We start from the raw sequence: 17890 nt of genomic DNA, 5'->3' as shown, positions 1-17890 counted from the left end.
GGGAAGCTTTCCATGGGCAGTGTTCGAGGTAATCGTCGGTCAGCTATAGCCATCGCACTTGGTGGCGCCGTTGTCGTCGGCGCGGGCGCTCTCGTGGGCTGGGCACGAGAAGGCCGCACCTTGCGCCTGGATCCGCCGCTTTCGGCCGAGTTCGAGAAGATCCGCTTGATGCCGAATGACATCAGCGGAGCGCCGCCAGAAATCTATTTCAAGCTGGGAAAGCCATACGAAAGTACCGCTTACGATTTGAGCCAGGGAAAGCGGCTTTATTCCTGGTTTGGCTGTCCGGCATGCCACGGCGACGGCCGGGGTGCGGCCGGCCCATCTTTTCTGGACGGATGGTGGCTTTACGGTCCTGAGATGATCTCGGTCGTAGCATCCATCCGCGATGGCAGGCCCCACGGAATGCCTGCCTTTCGTGACAAGATGACGATCGATGAAATCTGGCAGCTCGCCGGCTATGTGAGAACGATCGGCGCCTATTCGGCAAAAACGACCGCGCCCAGTCGCAATGACGACAAGAACACCCGGCCGTCCGAGAACCGCGCACCGGCCGCGGCTCTCTTCGACGAGGGGCCCGCCGGCGCGCACCCTGATCAGGGGCCATCGCCTTGACGCGCTCTTCGATCATCGGCCCGTCCCTTGCGTCTCTCTGTCTCTCAGGCTGTACGGGGTCGCAGTCTGCGCTTGACGCAGCCGGCGCATCGGCTTCCGCCCTGAAACAGCTCATCGTTGTCATTGTCGTGGTCTGCGCTGTTGTCTGGCTTTTGGTGATGCTGGTGCTGGCATGGTCCCTGCTACGACCGCGTGACGGACGCGGGGTTGCTGGCAACGACCAGAAAGCGCGTAAAGTTGTCGCCGGAGCGGTGGCGGCCACCGCTTTCATCATCGCCGGTCTGACGATCATAAGTTTTTATACGACGCGCAAGATTGGCGAAGCCTCCGAAACAGCGTTGACCGTCACCGTGCGAGGTCAGCAGTGGTGGTGGCAGTTCATCTATCCCGATGATGGATCGGGGCGAGAGTTCAAGACGGCCAACGAGCTGCACATCCCTGTCGGACAAGCTGTGAAACTACGGTTGGAGAGCGCCGACGTCATTCATTCTTTCTGGGTTCCGAGCCTGGCGGGAAAGCTGGATCTAATACCGGGCCGGATCAACGAACTGACGTTGCATGCTGATCGACCGGGAATCTATCGCGGCCAGTGTGCGGAATATTGCGGGCTGCAGCACAGCCACATGGCGGTGCTTGTCATTGCTGAAGACGAGGTGAGTTATCGGCAATGGGTGCAGGGGCAGCAGCGTGAACGGCTCCCGCCGGCAGATCCACAGGTCACAGCCGGCGAAACGGTGTTCATGAGCAAGCCTTGTGCCGCCTGTCATACCATTCGCGGCACATCGGCGGCCGGGGTAACCGGGCCTGACTTGACGCACGTTGGAAGCCGGCAGACGATCGCGGCAGGGCTTTTGCCGAATACTCGCGGGTCCCTCGCTGCTTGGATCGCCGACCCGCAGACGCTCAAGCCCGGCAACAACATGCCGCTCGTGCCGCTCTCCGGGGAAGAGTTGAAACAGGTCTCCGCCTACCTAGAAAGTCTCAAATGAGCGCTGATCCTCCCCCGCTGACCGATGTGGATCTTGGCGACGAGGTGATCGACCTCAGGCTTCATCAGATTTGGAAAACGCCAACAGGCTTGTGGGGCGCGCTTTCGACCGTCGATCACAAAATCATCGGCCGGCGCTACATCGTCACGGCTTTTGTGTTTCTTCTACTTGGCGGCATCCTGGCGATGGCGATGCGCCTCCAGCTGGCCACGCCCGAGGCGCGCTATATCAGTCCCGATCGCTACAATCAGATTTTCACGATGCACGGCACCAACATGATGTTCCTGTTTGCCGTACCGGTGATGGAGGCCATGGGCGTGTATCTCGTGCCGCTGATGCTCGGCACCCGCAACATCGCCTTTCCGCGCCTCAACGCTTTTTCCTACTGGATATTTTTAGCCGGCGGCCTGCTGTTATGGATCGCATTCGCGCTGGACGTCGGTCCCGATGTGGGCTGGTTTGCCTATGTCCCCCTCTCCGGCCCCCAATATGGTGCCGGAAAGCGAGCTGACATTTGGGCGCAGATGATCACGTTCACGGAGGTTTCGGCGCTTGCTGTCTCTGTCGAGATCGTCGTTACCGTATTCAAGCAGCGCGCACCGGGAATGTCCCTGGATCGAATTCCGCTCTTCGTCTGGTCGATGCTGGTCACCTCATTCCTTGTGATCCTGGCGATGCCGGCGATCATGTTTGCAAGCAGCACCTTGATTCTCGACCGTCTAGTTGGTACCCATTTTTACAATCCCGCCGAGGGCGGCGACGTCCTGTTGTGGCAGCATCTTTTCTGGTTCTTTGGCCATCCGGAAGTCTACATTATCTTCCTGCCGGCGGTGGGAATGGTGTCGACGATGATTTCGACGTTCGCCCGCAGGCCGGTGTTTGGGTACCTGGCCCTGGTGATGGCGTTGATTTCGACGGGCGTCCTCGCCTTCGGCCTCTGGGTGCATCACATGTTCGTCGTCGGCCTACCGCGACTTGGCGAGAGCTTTTTCACGGCCTCCAGCATGGCTATTGCCGTGCCCGCCGGCATTCAGATCTTCTGCTGGCTCGCAACACTGTGGGATGGAAGACCGGTGTTCAAGTCACCAATGCTGTTCATTATCGGCTTCATCATCACCTTCGTGCTTGGCGGAATGACTGGCGTCATGGTGGCGTCGGTGCCATTCGACACGCAGGTGCACGACACCTACTTCGTCGTCGCGCATTTCCATTACGTCCTCGTTGGTGGCTCTGTTTTCCCGCTGCTTGGAGCGATCTATTACTGGTTCCCAAAATTCACCGGAAGGATGATGAGCGAACGGATCGGCCGCTGGGTATTCGGGTTGATATTCACCGGTTTCCACCTGACGTTCTTCCCGATGCATCTTCTCGGTCTCTTCGGTATGCCGCGTCGTATCTATACCTATCAGCCCGAGATGCCTTGGGCCGGTCTGAACCTGTTCGTCAGCCTCAGCTCTTTTATTCTCGCCGTAGGATTTCTCCTGTTTTTCATGGACGTTGTCCGCAGTGCGCGCTCCGGCGCTGTTGCCGAAGAGAACCCATGGAACGCATCCACGCTGGAATGGGCAACGACCTCACCTCCCAGCCCCTATAATTTCCGGCGCATCCCGGTTGTCAGCCAGCGTGAACCGTTATGGTCAGGCTCGTCGGATCTGCCGGTGGTCAGCGGAATGCGGCTGGACCGACGGGAACTGATCGTCAGTGGCGTCGTCGAGGCCGAGCCTGAAGCACGGGAGTCCTCGCCCACCAATTCGATCTGGCCACTCATTGCAGCCATCGCGACGTCGATCATGCTGATATGGTCGATGTTCTCGCCATGGGCGGTCGTTTGGGGTTCAATCCCGATCGCAATCGCCCTGACCGGCTGGTTTTGGCCAAAGGGCGACCCGGAGGATGAGTCATGAAAGAGCGCCTGGTTCTCGATGTCTCGCACCTGCCATTGCACGGCTCCGGCACCGCCAGCCCGACCTGGTGGGGAACACTGGCGTTCATGTTGATCGAAGGGACCGGCTTTGCTCTCGGAATAGTCGTCTACCTTTACCTGATGAGCATCGCCAGCGTCTGGCCGATCAACGCGCCGGCGCCTGATCTGCTGCCTGGCACTCTTTTGACCGCTGTGCTCGCTGTCAGCGTAATACCGAACGTGCTGGTGGCGCGCTGGGCTGAACGCAGAGAGCTAAAAAAGGTCCGGATCGGCCTGATCGTCATGGCTTTGCTCGGCGTCGCCCCGCTCTTCCTGCGGGTATTTGAGTTCCCGGCCCTCCACGTGATGTGGGACAGCAACGCCTATGGTTCGATCACCTGGGTGCTGCTCGGACTGCACACCACCCACATCCTGACCGATCTGATCGACACGCTGGTTCTGATGTGCCTGATGTTCACGCGGCACGGCGACAATCCGAGGCGCTATGGCGATGTGGAGGACAACGTCATGTACTGGAACTTTGTTGTCGCAACGTGGGTTCCGCTCTATCTCTGTCTTTATTGGGTGCCGCGTCTATGAGATATTCCATCGCAGTCGCTGGAGGATTGGTTTTCGCCCCACTAGCTTGGGCCGTCAGCACACAGATTGGCCAAGTCATGCCCTATGTGGACTGCCGGATGGGCAGGCCATGGTCCGTGATGGCCACGGTGCTTCTAGCACTTTTGGCGGTTGTCGGTGTTCTGGCGCCTTTGGCGGCACCTAGAAGCCTGAAATCGAGGTCAGATACGTTCATCAGGACGATCAGCGTTCTCGCGGGATCAGCATTTGCGTTTGCCTTGGCGATGCAGGCCGCGGCCACTTTTATAATAAACCCTTGTCAACACTGATCCGAAACGGTGCCGGAGACAGAAAATGAGCGGCGAAGGGTTTCCCGTCAAGATCGTAGTTCTGTTACTGGTCACGATGCTCGGGCTCGCGGCGGGGGTCCTCACGTACCAGGTTAGAGATCGCAACCAGAGGACAGAAGTCGCAAGTTTACTTGCTCGCGGCGATCCCGCCCGTGCGCCTGAGATTTTCCGGCGTTATGGTTGCACCGGATGCCATACGATTCCCGGCATCGCGGGAGCCAACGGCAAGGTCGGCGGCCCACTGGTCGACATACGCCAGCGCGTCTACCTAGCGGGAGTCGCGAATAATGACGCGGAGGCGCTTGTCCACTGGATTGTGGCGCCGAGTGCGTTCGATGCCAAAACGGCGATGCCGGACACCGGTATTTCAGAAGCCGAAGCGCGGGACTTGGCTGCCTATCTTTACGGGCAGTGACTACGGCTGCGGTGTCGGTCGTGCTGGCAGCGACTTAATGTAAGTTGCAATGGCATCGCGGTCACCTGCGGGGAGTTTGGCGGTGTTAGTGACAACGTCGGCCATGGAGGATCCGACGCGCCCGTGGTCCGGGGTGTTGCCGCTGGTCAAAACCTCGAAAATATCGGCCTGAGACCAATCGCCAATACGCGCGGGCGTGATGTTCGGAACGAACCCCGTTCCTTCAGGATCCTCACCCCCGGCATATCGCGTCGCCTGCTTGATCGCTCCAAAGACATTGCGCGACGAATGGCACTCGGCACAATGGGCAACGCTTTCGGCGAGATAGGCGCCTCGGTCATGGATGGGATCGCCACTCAGCACGGCTTCGGACTTTCCCTCGTCGAAAAACAGCAGCTTCCAGAAGCCGACGAACCGCCGGATGCGGAAGAGTGCGACGAGGTCGTGGGGCGGCGCGCCGCCCGACACTGCTGGTAGAGTCTTCAGATAGGCAAACAGGTCCCGAACATCGTCCACCGTCATTCCGGTGTAGCTTGGATAGGGAAAGACCGGATAATAATGCTGTCCGTCGGGAGAGACGCCCCCGATCAGCGCGTTGCCAAGATCGGCGGCGGTCCACGAACCAATTCCGTCCTTCGCATCTTGCGAGATATTGGGAGGCCGGAACGTGCCGAACGGCGAGGCGAGCGCAAGGCCGCCGCCGAGTTGCAACCGATGCTTTTGCCCAGGTGTCGCATGGCACGATGAGCAATCTCCTGCGGCGAATATCAATTCGCCACGAGCAGGATCGCCCGGCTTCACGAACGCCGGATCATTCTCTTCAAAAGGGATATTTGGTTTGGTGATGAGCCACGCGCCAGCGGCGAGCATTGCAACAGTAAGAGCGGCCCCCAATAAAATTGTCCGAACTCGCGTCTTCACCGATGGTCCTTCGCTCCCGAGTTATCCCACATCCTGCCGAGTGGATGTCTTCGAATAGACAGACGGTTTAAAATTATGCCACAGCGACACATTCCAGCTATACCCATTACTCCGATTCGGTATGTGTTGCCCGAAAGCGCTCGATCTGCTCTGGCTCCTTCTCGTCAATCTGGGTGATTTCGTTTTTCGCATCGCCATGCACATGTAGCAGTTCATCGAGCTTGGCATGGATTGCCTGTGTATCCCGATGTTCCGCCCGCTGGATGAAAAGCGTCATCATCCAGGTGATCAGCGTGGCGAGGCCGTGCCATTCCAGCGTCTCGGGGCTGAAGATGAGCCAGGAGATCCCATAGAAAATTACAATGGCAAAAGCGATGGGGCTGGCAGTCCATGTGCCTAAATCCGTCAACCAGGAACGCCAGCGCATAGTTGAGACCTCCACATTGAGGCGAAAACCCTCTCTTAGGCAGCCGGTTCCCGCAGACGCGACATTTCGTTGAGATCTCTCCGTTCTGAGTGCGGCCTAGTCGCGATCATTCGGCTTGCATCTTTCGCCCTGTCCTTGGCCTGAAATCCGCGAGCATTGACTTCAGTTCCACTTCCCGCACACGCCTCGCAGCCTCATCCGGACTGACCCATTCACGCGTACGCTGTCCTTGTTCCTTGAAGTCCGCATTCAGCTCGTGGACCTCGATCTGAAACACTTCAACGACGCATGGCGCGACGTCTCCGTCATCCAGTTCCTTGAGATAGGTGTAACGGCCGACGGGTTTCTTATGAACGGCACCGCGAATGCCTGCCTCTTCCCAGGCTTCGATCGCAGCAGCCTCGTATGGTTTCTTTCGCTTCATCGGCCACCCCTTCGGAATGATCCATCTGCCGCTGTCGCGCGAAGTGATGACCAGTATCTCGATCGCGGCGCCTTCAGTCCGCCGAAAACAGAGAGCGCCATATTGTTGCCGGAACGGGCCAGTGAACAGCTTGTCCGGTAAAGTCGCGGCCTTCGCAGGTTTCTTTCGATTTGACATGGTCACACATAGTAGCTCCCAGCTCGACGCAACTGGCAAGCCTGGAACAATTCGGCCGAGCGTTGGTTCCTCGTCAATTGTCCGGTGATGGCTTTATCATGACCTTCCAGCTCGAACCCTACTGCGGTAACGCTCCAGCACCTGAGGCCCTGATGGCGGACTGGAACTTCGACCCAATCCTGCTGTCGGCAATCGCTCTAGTGGCGCTGTGGACATGGCGCCGAGCTATGGCGGAAGACCGGGTGGGTCAGTGGGCCCTGTTCATGGGTCTTTGTGTCCTCGCCTTTGTCTCGCCCCTATGTGCCTTCAGCTCCGCCCTCTTCTCGGCACGGGCCTTCCATCATATTGTCTTGGTATCGCTTGCTGCGCCGCTCGGTTGGCGCTTTTTCTTTGGATCATCTGTTACGCTTGATCGCTTTCCATCCATGGCCGCATTCGTCGTACACACAGTGATGGTCTGGCTCTGGCATCTGCCTCTTCCCTACGCCTGGGCTCTCTCCAGCAATTTTGCCTATTGGGCAATGGAAATCCCTCTCCTTCTGTCGGCCCTGTGGCTTTGGCGTGAAATCCTCTACCCGCGACGCGCCTCAGGCAGTGCGCTCGCCATCTGCGGTGGCACGATATTGCAGATGACGATGCTTGGGGCATTTCTGACGCTCACTCCACACCCTCTGTTCAGCCCGCATTTTTTGACCACCGACCTTTACGGTCTCACGCCCCTCGAAGATCAGCAGTTGGCCGGGTTGTTGATGTGGGTGCCCGCCTCGCTGCCATATGTCGCCGCCTTTCTGCTCAGGATCGGTCAGACGATTAAAACATCGTCCCGTGATAAGGCTGTGGACGTGCCTCAAAACGTATAGCTGGCCGCGACGCCGGATGCGGCGGCCTGGATGCAGATCCTTACTGCCACCGATGATTGGAACGACCTGGGGCCTGGTCCATGGCAGCCGCCTTGAACGGGGTCTAACCGCCGACGTGTTTACTATTAGCGAAGCCGTTGATCCGGAAGAAACCTTCGGCGGTGTAGATGGAAACTGCGCAATCACGTCCAAAGTGGGCGGCGGCTCACCGAGAATGCCTGATCTTCATCGGCAGATTCCAGCCGCTTCATCGGTCGCCAATTCATCAACGATCAGGCTCTCAAACGCGCCGAGAAGTTGATCGTTGTCATTGGCTCAGCCACCACTGCCCGCTCGCTGCGGAATCTCCGAAAGCTCTAGCGATGTGAGCTCCACGTTAGGAAGGTCTCTGGTTTGACGCCATCCGTCCGCGCCTTCTCGATCAGCGGCCGGAGTGTGTCTTTGACGAATTCTTCCATTGTGGTGCGCAGTGCAGGACGATCATCGTGAAACTTTACACGCCCATCGTTAAGAGCAGCCAAGGTGTCGTTATCGTAGACCCACCGTCCGAGAGCTCCGAACCTCTCCCGGAATACCGCCTCGACCTCGCGATCGCTCCTATCGATGAAGCGATAGTCCACCTCTCTAGCGAGTGCCCGGCTGATAATCGCGGCGATCTCGGTCATCGTGTAATCGATGCCCAGTTGCTTTACGGATCGGTGCTGGTCAGTCGGCGTGTCGAACTCTTTCGCCGCGAGATCCGCGATGTCCTGAATGGCAATCCAAGGAGTTTTCACGTTTGGGTCAAGCGACCAGCCGATCCTATCGTGCTGCGCGATGGAGTCGGTCCACCCGGCAAGGTCCTGCATGAACCAGCCACCCTGCAGGTGCACCACTTTGATGTCGCGTAGTCGGTTGAGGATCTGATCCAGGATATGAAAGCCCTGAAAATGGCCGGTGTTTCCGCTGACCTCGGATCCCATTCCGGTCAGGCTCACGGCCAATTTCACAGGGGAATCCCGAAGGGCGTCGAAAAACCGAAGCGCTACCGTAGGGTAGTGCCCATGGAGGTCCTCCGAGCCCCAGATGGTTTTAACCATGAGGAACGCAGCGTCAGCGTCTTCGAAGAACGCGTTAAGTTCACCAGCACCCGTATCGAAGCTGCCAAGGAACGATTCCGCTCCTTTCGCGACAAGGTCATCGAGGGCCGGCCCTCCTCTTGAAAGAGCTTTGACTGAATGGCCTTTGGCCAAGAGGTTCTCGGTAAGTTTGGCACCGATCCTGCCGGTCGCGCCAACCACGGCTATACGCATGGGTGATCTCCTGAGAGTTGCTAAACCAGGAGCCTAAAGGATTGCCCCGCGAGCAAAAGTGGAGATAATGCCATATGATCTCGAAATCGGGCCAACCTTCGAATAAGCCACCCTGCAGTGCCGCGATAGATCTAAGCCTCTTGCATGGGCCTGCGATGGCGATCAGGATGGACTTCGCCGACTATGAAGCCGAGGGGGTGCAGCACCAGCACCCGCAGGGTCAACTGATCCTGGCGCTCCATGGCGCGGTGACCTGCAGAGCGGAAAGTGGGGTCTGGATCGTTCCGCCCGACTGCGGAGTTTGGATACCAGGTGGCGTTCCTCACAGCAATCAGGTCACGTCCAATGCTCGTCTAACGTACCTGTTTGTCGAGCCCGGCGCGGCCATGCTTCCGGCTGTATGCTGCACGCTTTCGGTATCGCCGATGCTTCGGGAGATGATACACCGGGTAGCGGACCTATCGGAAAATCACGCCCGCGACGCTCATGTCGATCGCCTCGTGCGGGTCATGCTCGATGAGCTCGCGCTGATGCCGCGGGAGAGGCTGGAGCTGCCCGTATCTGACCATCCAAAGATCGCCCTGATCGCCGCGGCTCTTTTGGCAGACCCGAGCGACCGCCGAACCCTTGGCGAATGGGCTGAGCATGTCGCGGTGAGCGAGCGATCGTTGAAGAGGCTTATGGTCCAAGAGACAGGATTGAGCTTCGGCCGTTGGCGGCGTCAGCTACATCTGGTCATCGCGCTGCGGGAACTTGCCGGCGGTGCGACAGTCCAGCGGGTAGCAGGAGACTTGGGGTATGAATCCACGACAGCCTTCATCGTCATGTTCAGGAAGGCGCTTGGGACCACGCCATCGCGTTACTTTGCCGATCGCTCATTAATCACGGAGCACGCATGAGACGCCATATATTGCTGCGATTTGGTTTCATCGCAAACTCGCAGACTGGTTGCATGCATATGGTGAGGTTCTCCGGGACCGGGCTATTAAGCCTGTGCCCAGTTCGCGGAAGTTGCCAGACGGAATGCTTGCGCATGCCGAACCGATACGATCTGAGGGCCGAACAATGAATGTCGGTGCGATCCTTTATGCCGCCGACGCTCGGTTCCTTAGCGATACCCCTGGGATGCCCTTAGTGGGAGTGCTCAAAAAGGAACCCTCACTGTTGGGTCAGTTTTGGGAGATGGCGCGCGCGGGGACGACGTGGGATTATATTACGCGCGGTGCGGGTCGGTGCAAGCTTTGGGCCCTGGGGCGGCTGCTCAAAGCGTATGATGATGGCGATTGCCGTTTAGTTGGACGGGCAGAGCCGACGGCTGCGGCGAGTTCTCAATCAGCCGCTCGTATTCCTGCTCCGGCACACCATAGCAGCCGCCGGCGATTTCGATCAGCATGTCGCGATCCAGGATGCGGACGTTGCCGCGTGTCGATTTGATGGCGTGCATGCCTTCAAGGATGTGCAGCTCATCGGTGACGCCGGCTCGCCTGACACCCAGCATCAATGCCAGGAAATCATGCGTAAGCGGCAGATCATTGCCCTCGATGCGGTCGTGACACATGAGCAGCCAGCGCGCTAGGCGCTGATGCATGTTGAATTTCGCCGCAGCCAGCGCGGTGTGGGCAAGCTGCAGCTCGCAGGTGTGGACATAGCGCAGCAGCAGTTGCCGCACATCCGCGTTCTCAAGCGTCGGAAGAAAATCCTCCTTAGCGACCTGAAACCCGTGGCCTGACACTTGCATGAAGGTCTTATTGGGCGTCCGATCCACGCCGAGGATAACGGGGTATCCGGCAATCCCTTCGCGGCCGATGTGGCGGACTTCGAGGCTTCTGCCCTCGGCGCTTTCGGCGACCATCGAGGCGAGGCCGCTTTCGATAAAGCAGACATGCTCGATCGGTTTGCGCGGCAGCATGAGTGGGCGTTTGACAGGAAGATCGACGGGTTCGAGGAACGGCGCCAGAAGCTCGAAGGCATCCTCCGGAAATCGCCGCAACAATTTGTTATTCACTCGCCTCTGCAGCAATTCTGTCATAACATCGCACCATCCGTCGAATGGTAAAACGAGAACCTACTCCTTTCGTTCGAAGGCTTCAGGCTCTGTGCGGTTTTGACAATTGAAACCGTTTGCGCGAGGGCGCTATTCCAGGCCGACAGCCGACCGGAAAGGAACGGTTGCGACCAGCGAGCCTTCTTCGGTCATGATCTCGAAAGTCGCTCCGTCTGCCGGATCGCCCCTCCGGATCCCCTCCGCCACGATTTCGCGAGCGGCCGCGACCGCTTCCTCCCGTGCCTGTTCAGGCGAAGCCAAGTCGATGCCTTCTAAATCTTCCTCGAAGACATCGTTCCGGCGGATGTGGAAAAAATACTTCGGCATGGTTTGCTCCACCAACGAGAATCCCGCCGAACCTCTCGATAGCAAAGTTGTTCCACCCGGGCTGTCGATCGACCACATTCAAACCTAGCCGCATGAGACTCAGAAAAAAGCCCCGCGTAAAAGGCGGGGCGAGTTGGGGAAGTTTGGAGGAGTAGGCCGCGTAAAAGGAAACGGATGCGTGGCCCATCGGCCTTACTCTCGGCGGCCACTCTTGTTCCTTCGTCGGCAGATTTAAATCAGGAGGCCGCGCAGAGCCCGAAGGCATTGGATGAGAGGAAACACCAAACAACCTTGCCTCCGCGCGGCCATCCCCTGGGAGGGTGGATCGCGGAGAGTGCAAAGGGCGTTGTGCAAGGAAACATGGCTTCCCCTCCCGCGATCCGCCTTTCTAACCGGGCGCGTGCGATACCGGTTCCTGCGCGGTTCCGTACAAATCGTTGGAGAAGCGGATCGCCGCTGACTTGGCGGAGGCTCCCGGCAACCGTTCGCAACCGTACTGATGGTTGTCCTTGGGAGGTTAATGCAGTACCAGTTTTCCTATCGCGGTCCGGGCGAATTGTTGCGACGCTCAAGGAGCATGAGATGACGGACTTCAATCTCTCACTTCAGATGGACGACGTAAACGTGCTTTCCGATGCCGTCCAGACTTGGTACCGGCACAATCACGCTGCGCCGACGGAACAATCAATGCAGCTGCTTTGCAGCGCGGCGGTCGACCTCTATAATGAAGGACATAGGACGCGCGAGGAACTGGTCACGCTGCTGATCATGAAGTTTGATAGCCTTCACTCGCTGCAGGTAAACGCGCCATCGTCCGCGTCTCATCATTGACAGTGATATCGGCCATCGATGCGGAACGCCGGCTTGTCGGTGTCGCTCATCCAACCTCCTGGAATGTCGAAGCCGACCGGCGAAACGCCAAGAAAAGCCCCGCCTTAGTTAAGACGGGGCAGGTTTGGATTGCGGCGGGCCGCACATTGAAGTGTAAGGTGGCTGCCATATCAAATCTCTCCACGACCCGACTCCTTACGGTCCGCGGAGCCAAATTGTTCCCGTCCGAGAGATATTTAATCGGCCTTGCGGCCGGCCATGTAATTCAAGCATTTTTCATAATACTCCTCAACCCTCCGGGATGCCGTCCTGGGACGGCCCGTGGCAAGACCTGCGAAGCCATCCAGGGTATTATCGCCGAAGTCTAGGAGATCATGGAGGAATACAACGGCGCCGTGGCCCTCGACGCTGGTCTCATTTCGTCTGCACAGGGTGTAGAACACTACGAGATCGCCCGCGACGGCACGCTGTTCGCATGGGCGAAGCAGCTGGGGCTTAAAGACGCCGTACCGCTCTTGCAAGCCAACCTTGCCGAGGAAGAAGTGACCGACCAGAAACTGACGCAGCTCGCCGAAGCGTCCGCGAATGTTAAGGGGAACAAGGCAGCCCGATCCCAACCAGAATGGAAAACGGCGCTCGACGAGCGCCCTTTTTTACGTCTGGCCAGAACTTGTCACCCCACGCGAATCGGGTCAGGAGCACCTAATGACGTCCATCCGCCGCGTTCTCGGAACGCGTCGGCCAGCCTTCGTCGCTAATATGGCTGAGGTGCGACTTCCTTGACACTCATGCAACGTCGCTCAGCAATTAATTATACGCATCGGGCCCGCTGGGCTCAGCGGATCAATGCTGACAAATCACTAAGATCATTCCGGATCGTCGTGGCCGCGACACCAGCCTGGCCCATCGCGTGGCTAATTTGATCCAGTCCAATCACCACGTCTCCAGCGGCATACAGGCCCTGGACGTCTGTGCGTTGGTGACCGTCGACGCAAATACATCCTTCCCCCGAAACCGTTGCACCCACCCCTAAGGCGAGCTCCGATCTGACGTCCGATCCTAACGCGGGGTAGATGGAGTCGAACCGATGCGTGCCCCTGCTTGTACGGATCGCGATCGCGCCTTGTTCGACATCGATTTCGAAAGGGCCACCCTTCACCAATATGCCCAGCTGCTGCAGCCGCGTCTCCTCGCTCGCCTTGAGTTCATGCTCGCCGGAGGGTGACACCAAAGTAATGTCACGGCTATAACTTCTGAGAAATACCGCTTCCTTGAACGCTTGGGAGCCTTGCCCGATGATCGCCACGCGTTTGTCGGTGACTTCGAAGCCGTCGCAAACCGGACAGTAGCGGATGAGCCCTCGTTTCACTGCCTCGTCGTGCTTGTCTTTTGGCATCGACGGCATGCGGTTCACAACACCTGTGGCGACGAGAACCGTTCGGGCCGATAAGGAGCCGTCGGCGAAAGAGACGACGAAATCCTTTTCTGCCTTGCGCAGTGCCGTCACTCGTTTATCGTCGATTTCCGCGCCGTACATGACGGCTTGAGCGCGCATCCGGCGGAGCAGGTCCGCACCATTGATGCCGCTGGGGAAGCCGGCATGGTTATGGGACACCGGGATGTTGGCTGCCCGGCTGGTTCCGTCATCAAAAACCGTCACAGACAGGTGATAGCGCGTCAGGTAGATCGCCGCCGTCAGTCCGGCAGGCCCACCTCCGACGATGATGCAGTCTCTTTTTGTTAGATCCATTCCATCATCCATTATCGGTAACCGCCCTGAGGCGGAGGGAGCGTTTTGGAACACGGATCAGCGGCGATAGTTCCCGACGGCCGTGAATGGCGGAGTCAGGAGATCGAAATTATGGATATAGCGCTCATTGTCGGATATTGCCTCCGTCTGTTCCGTCTGCAGCTTCGTTCCGCAGGTCTGGAAGGTCGTTCGCACCGGGGACACCGAACGACGCCGCATCCCTGACCATCGCCGTCGGGAAATGGGCTGCTCTGAGAGACTGCCGTTCCAACGATGGCATCCTCAAAGTGCCGCCGAACGGCTCTGTCCAGGACATCAAAGCCGAGCAGGCAATCGAGGAGACACGCAAGAAACCAGTCGACGGTCAGGATCAACCCGCTGCAGGTCCTCATGACAAGGAGCACCTGCAGGACGAAAGCAAGACGCCCGGCGCCGGAGCATTGCCCGACAAGGGCGATGAGAGCGTGTCACCAGGAAGCGGTTAAAAAAGGACGCTCGACCCGATGGGGAGCGCCCGAACCATCCCGGCGACGTTCGCGGCGGAGGCCGGAGAGTGGTTGACGCGAATGTCGACCGAGTAGGGTTGCGAGGCAAGCGCGTCATGAACTAAGTGGAACGCCGGTTCATTCATCTCTCTTTGCACACAGGATAAAGCTGTGCTCGCCAGGATGATGCCAATGGCATGAGCTGAGCGCCAGACGCCCCGATGCCGTGCAGAAAAATGACGAGGTGATCGTAAGCGGCCATGATTTTCCGTAGCTTGCTGAACTGGACCGAGGGGGCTCACCCGAGAATGGGAGCCGCCTTCTCACCCGACGCGCGAGCATCGAGGCGGACGCCGGCGGACATCTGGGGAGATTCACGATTATGGGGTGGCCCGATCGCGCCCTTCGCAAGCGCCCGCTCAAGGGCGGCACGCTACAGACACTCGCTCAAGGTGTTGAAGCGGCTTGGCAATCCACCCATATATCAGAAAACCCTCAAGGAACATTCCAATGGTAAGCAGGATCAGACGCACTCTGACCGTGCAGGAACGCGCGGAAGCATTCGAGCGAACAAACAAGGCCGCGGCCGAAGCCGCTGAAGAGGAACGCAGACGACGCGAGGAGAAGAACGAACGCCTCCGACAGCTACGTGTTGCCTCTGAAAACTGAAGACCATTTTCAATCTTATACTGAACTCTTGATGGCTGACATGCGTTCTGCCCAAAAGCTATTTCGACGATTTTACCATGAACCAACTGTCTACATTGCCCGCTGGCCGATCGAACCTATTGCTCCGCGCCTTATCGCAAGCGGATGGGGATTTGCTTTGGGATCACCTCGAGCCCGTCGCCCTCAACAGGGGCGATGTGTGCATAGAGAGCCAGCGACCGCTGACCCACGTATACTTTCTGGACGGCGGCTTGGGTTCGACGGTAATGCCTGACGAGGTTTACGGCTCGGCCGAGATCGGTGCGCAGGGCTACGAAGGGCTTATTGGCGTGCCGGTCATCCTTGGCGCCATGCAAACGCCACACAAGACATTCATGCAGGTTGGCGGTCCAGCTAGACGCATAGCGGTCGCACCCCTTTTGAGAGCGATCGACGAGAGCGAATCCCTGCGAAAGCTTCTCCTGCGCTATGTTCACGTCTTCCAGCTGCAAGTCGGTCAGACCGCTTACGCCAATGCCCGCTACAACGTTGAAGAACGGCTCGCCCGCTGGATATTGATGTCGGCAGATCGTCTGGGGTCACCCCTTTCCCTCACCCACGACTTTCTGTCGCTGATGCTGGGCGTGAGACGGCCCAGCGTCACTGATGCAACCCACATTCTTGAAGGAGAGCGGCTCATCAAGGCCAGCCGGGGCACAATCGAGATCATTGACCGTGCTGGCTTGGCCAAACGGTCTAACGGTTGCTACGGTGTATCGGAAGCAGAGTACGAGCGGCTTATAGGCCCGTGGCGTTGATCATCCGCTTTCCGGAGTTGAAACTCCACCCTTGAAATCCATTTCCGATTGAAGCGCACGCATCAATCTTTCCACCTCTTCAGCGACGAAGTCTCGTTCAGCCGGATCTACCAAATCCGTCGCGAACGTCTCGTCCAAATAGTTCTGCGATAATTCTTTCCTTCGGCTTTCGAGGAAAGCTTCGAGCTCTTTTGGTTTAAGGAGGAGGACGAGTTCGAGTGCTGCGAGGGTTGCGCGCTCGACGGCGACAATGCGGGCGCGAAGACGGAGGATTTCGGCGCGTTCGGGTTTTATCTTCGTGTTCATCTGCCTTATCTCGATCAAAGCAATGGCAAAAGATTTGACAGCCGTCTCGGTTCCACGGCACCGTCGGCCCAACGGCCCGCCGCCGTGCGAGAAAAATGGCCCCGACCGTGTGAAAACGCTAACTGGCTGGGGGACGATCGTGAATCCCGTCATCGCCTCAAGATCGAAGTAACCGAGCTCGAACTGTGGATCCAGGAAGGTTGGCTTCAGCCGCAAACTCACGAGGACCAGCGCCAGTTCCTGGGATGCAGATCTCGCCCGCGCCCGGCTGCATGGGCGTCAACGAGGCCGGCATCGACGTCATCATGGATCTCGTCGATCAGCTTCACGGTCTTCGCATGGCCATGCGCGACCTCATCTCGGCTGTCGGCAACGAGGCTCCAGCGGTGAAGCGACGCTTACGTGCCGCCCTGGAAAAGATTTCGATGCCCGTTCGTTCTAGCTCGTACCGCCGCCGCACTCTGGCACTTCTGAGCGACCGCCCAGGACTGCGCCCGGATCAACGAAGCAGCGCCTAATGGACGGCGTGACTGACCATACGATACGGATGCGTCGCGTTGAACTGCGCAATCATGGCAGCTGCTTGCATTGGCCCAAAGCGCTGCAAAGTGCAGGTTACCTTCAGCAAAGGCTTCACGTGCCGTGCCCTCGAGGGCCGTAGCGACATCGACAATACCTCTTCCCGTTCCTCGATGCTGAGGTCTCCGATATTCCTGATCTGCTCTTCCATATCATCTCACTCTAAACAGACCTTCGATAGCGACCGAGCTCGTGGAGCCTCGATCGCTCGGAGAATTGGGAAGAGAAAAATCCAGATTCAAGATTCAGTGCAGCTTGAACTCGCCGTCGACGCGCCGCCATTCGTTCGGGCCGATGAGACGCTGATGTGTATAGCGGACCGAGTGGAGAGGCCCGTCGAGATTGGCCTGCCAATAATCGAGGAACTTCTGCATCTCCGGGAAATTCGGCGCCAGATCGTAGTCCTGCCAGACGTACGCTTGCAGGACGGTTTCAAAATCGGGGATGTGATACAGGATATGCGCTGTAGTGAGGCCATAACCATTGAGTTGCCGCTCAAGATCCGACGAAAAATGCATGCTTCATCTCCTTTTCGTAACGTTGGACGGATGCCGCGAGTGCGCCCGGTCATCAGTTGTTTTTCAAACGGAAACCCATGCCTTATTGTTCCTTTCCAGCACGTTAGCAGCCGACGTGCGAGAGTGCTAATTTTTCTGCAGCGCCCTCTTGAAATCGGAAAATCTAGAAAATAAATCTTTCGCGCGAAACGCTCGAAGAGGCTTCGCACCCGGCTGGACCGGTCATCTGGTTCGGCGCGGGGTCAACGTCATCTTGTTTGTCCATGGAGGAAAACATGTCGTTCAGACCGCTGCATGATCGCATTCTCGTCCGCCGCGTCGACTCTGAGGAGAAGACCAAGGGCGGGATCATCATTCCTGACACCGCCAAGGAAAAGCCGCAGGAAGGCGAAGTTATCGCCATAGGCTCTGGCGCTCGCAATGAAGCCGGTCAGATCCAGGCGCTCGATGTCAAGGTCGGCGATCGCATCCTGTTTGGGAAGTGGTCAGGCACTGAGATCAAGATCAACGGCGAAGACCTGCTGATCATGAAGGAAAGCGACGTGATGGGCATCATCGAAGCCCAGGCCGAACAGAAGCAGGCCGCGTAACACGCCGCTCATCAGTCAAAAAGCTGCCTATTGAAGGAGTGA

Annotated in this window: 20 protein-coding genes and 2 pseudogenes; 13 read left to right on the top strand and 9 right to left on the bottom strand. The window is 58.1% G+C overall.

The window, feature by feature from the left end; translation table 11 throughout:
- The first annotated feature begins 12 nt into the window (after positions 1–12).
- The 5 genes from AC25BC_RS31300 (at position 13) to AC25BC_RS31280 (ending at position 4851) form a co-directional block, all read left to right on the top strand.
- Entirely contained in the window at positions 13–615 is a 603-nt protein-coding gene (locus tag AC25BC_RS31300; RefSeq protein ID WP_012760471.1) for a c-type cytochrome, read from the top strand.
- On the top strand, positions 612–1604 hold the full coding sequence (coxB, locus tag AC25BC_RS31295) for a cytochrome c oxidase subunit II (protein WP_003555365.1): 993 nt from the start codon (positions 612–614) through the stop codon (positions 1602–1604). The genes AC25BC_RS31300 and coxB overlap by 4 nt, the downstream gene beginning before the upstream one ends.
- A complete protein-coding gene (gene ctaD / locus AC25BC_RS31290) occupies positions 1601–3508 on the top strand; it encodes a cytochrome c oxidase subunit I (protein WP_128439500.1) in 1908 nt (635 codons plus the stop codon). Before coxB ends, ctaD begins: the two co-directional genes overlap by 4 nt.
- On the top strand, positions 3505–4107 hold the full coding sequence (locus AC25BC_RS31285) for a cytochrome c oxidase subunit 3 (protein WP_003555362.1): 603 nt from the start codon (positions 3505–3507) through the stop codon (positions 4105–4107). Before ctaD ends, AC25BC_RS31285 begins: the two co-directional genes overlap by 4 nt.
- 333 nt (positions 4108–4440) lie before the next feature.
- Positions 4441–4851, top strand: coding sequence for a c-type cytochrome (locus AC25BC_RS31280; protein WP_003555361.1), 411 nt, complete (start codon positions 4441–4443; stop codon positions 4849–4851).
- On the opposite strand, the gene AC25BC_RS31275 is transcribed toward AC25BC_RS31280, so the two are convergent.
- From AC25BC_RS31275 to AC25BC_RS31265, 3 genes are all read right to left on the bottom strand, one after another.
- The gene (locus tag AC25BC_RS31275; RefSeq protein WP_041935877.1) at positions 4852–5721 is read right to left on the bottom strand and encodes a c-type cytochrome; all 870 of its coding nucleotides are present in this window, start codon (positions 5719–5721) and stop codon (positions 4852–4854) included.
- Positions 5722–5878: 157 nt separating this feature from the next.
- Positions 5879–6199, bottom strand: a complete 321-nt coding sequence (locus AC25BC_RS31270) for a low affinity iron permease family protein (protein WP_003555359.1) — start codon at positions 6197–6199, stop codon at positions 5879–5881.
- A gap of 106 nt (positions 6200–6305) precedes the next feature.
- Positions 6306–6800, bottom strand: coding sequence for an NUDIX hydrolase (locus AC25BC_RS31265; RefSeq protein WP_003555358.1), 495 nt, complete (start codon positions 6798–6800; stop codon positions 6306–6308).
- A 98-nt stretch (positions 6801–6898) separates the two neighbouring features.
- Between AC25BC_RS31265 and AC25BC_RS31260 the strand changes: the two genes are divergently transcribed.
- Positions 6899–7660: a cytochrome c oxidase assembly protein gene (locus AC25BC_RS31260; protein WP_032997101.1), complete on the top strand. Its 762-nt coding sequence runs from the start codon at positions 6899–6901 to the stop codon at positions 7658–7660.
- A gap of 356 nt (positions 7661–8016) precedes the next feature.
- On the opposite strand, the gene AC25BC_RS31255 is transcribed toward AC25BC_RS31260, so the two are convergent.
- Complete coding sequence (locus AC25BC_RS31255; RefSeq protein WP_017997409.1) at positions 8017–8952, bottom strand: NmrA family NAD(P)-binding protein; 936 nt, start codon at positions 8950–8952, stop codon at positions 8017–8019.
- Between the two features lie 74 nt (positions 8953–9026).
- Between AC25BC_RS31255 and AC25BC_RS31250 the strand changes: the two genes are divergently transcribed.
- Positions 9027–9851, top strand: a complete 825-nt coding sequence (locus AC25BC_RS31250; RefSeq protein ID WP_012760476.1) for an AraC family transcriptional regulator — start codon at positions 9027–9029, stop codon at positions 9849–9851.
- A 362-nt stretch (positions 9852–10213) separates the two neighbouring features.
- On the opposite strand, the gene AC25BC_RS31245 is transcribed toward AC25BC_RS31250, so the two are convergent.
- Positions 10214–10981: a Crp/Fnr family transcriptional regulator gene (locus AC25BC_RS31245; protein ID WP_128439499.1), complete on the bottom strand. Its 768-nt coding sequence runs from the start codon at positions 10979–10981 to the stop codon at positions 10214–10216.
- Between the two features lie 105 nt (positions 10982–11086).
- Positions 11087–11401, bottom strand: a complete 315-nt coding sequence (locus tag AC25BC_RS31240) for a DUF6894 family protein (protein ID WP_409566046.1) — start codon at positions 11399–11401, stop codon at positions 11087–11089.
- A gap of 504 nt (positions 11402–11905) precedes the next feature.
- Here AC25BC_RS31240 and AC25BC_RS31235 point away from each other — a divergent pair.
- Positions 11906–12154 (top strand): hypothetical protein, encoded by a 249-nt coding sequence (locus AC25BC_RS31235; protein WP_003555407.1) that lies wholly within the window; start codon positions 11906–11908, stop codon positions 12152–12154.
- Between the two features lie 317 nt (positions 12155–12471).
- Positions 12472–12762 (top strand): annotated as a pseudogene (locus AC25BC_RS31230) (YciE/YciF ferroxidase family protein); the annotation flags it as partial.
- Positions 12763–12989: 227 nt separating this feature from the next.
- On the opposite strand, the gene AC25BC_RS31225 reads toward AC25BC_RS31230, so the two are convergent.
- Complete coding sequence (locus tag AC25BC_RS31225) at positions 12990–13904, bottom strand: NAD(P)/FAD-dependent oxidoreductase (protein WP_128439498.1); 915 nt, start codon at positions 13902–13904, stop codon at positions 12990–12992.
- 287 nt (positions 13905–14191) lie between these two features.
- On the opposite strand from AC25BC_RS31225, the gene AC25BC_RS31220 reads away from it, so the two are divergent.
- Complete coding sequence (locus AC25BC_RS31220) at positions 14192–14389, top strand: hypothetical protein (protein WP_128439497.1); 198 nt, start codon at positions 14192–14194, stop codon at positions 14387–14389.
- A 746-nt stretch (positions 14390–15135) separates the two neighbouring features.
- On the top strand, positions 15136–15855 hold the full coding sequence (locus tag AC25BC_RS31215) for a Crp/Fnr family transcriptional regulator (RefSeq protein WP_050563564.1): 720 nt from the start codon (positions 15136–15138) through the stop codon (positions 15853–15855).
- On the opposite strand, the gene AC25BC_RS31210 is transcribed toward AC25BC_RS31215, so the two are convergent.
- On the bottom strand, positions 15856–16383 hold the full coding sequence (locus AC25BC_RS31210; RefSeq protein WP_244432318.1) for a hypothetical protein: 528 nt from the start codon (positions 16381–16383) through the stop codon (positions 15856–15858).
- On the opposite strand from AC25BC_RS31210, the pseudogene AC25BC_RS31205 reads away from it, so the two are divergent.
- A pseudogene (locus AC25BC_RS31205) lies at positions 16288–16583 on the top strand (chaperone modulator CbpM); the annotation flags it as partial. The gene AC25BC_RS31210 and the pseudogene AC25BC_RS31205 sit on opposite strands and share 96 nt — an antisense overlap.
- A gap of 402 nt (positions 16584–16985) precedes the next feature.
- On the opposite strand, the gene AC25BC_RS31200 reads toward AC25BC_RS31205, so the two are convergent.
- A complete protein-coding gene (locus AC25BC_RS31200) occupies positions 16986–17258 on the bottom strand; it encodes an usg protein (RefSeq protein WP_128439496.1) in 273 nt (90 codons plus the stop codon).
- Positions 17259–17533: 275 nt separating this feature from the next.
- Between AC25BC_RS31200 and groES the strand changes: the two genes are divergently transcribed.
- Positions 17534–17848, top strand: coding sequence for a co-chaperone GroES (gene groES / locus AC25BC_RS31195; RefSeq protein ID WP_128408227.1), 315 nt, complete (start codon positions 17534–17536; stop codon positions 17846–17848).
- Positions 17849–17890 lie beyond the last annotated feature (42 nt).

Source organism: Rhizobium sp. WSM409, from assembly GCF_057653825.1.
This window is presented reverse-complemented; position numbering and strand designations above follow the sequence as displayed.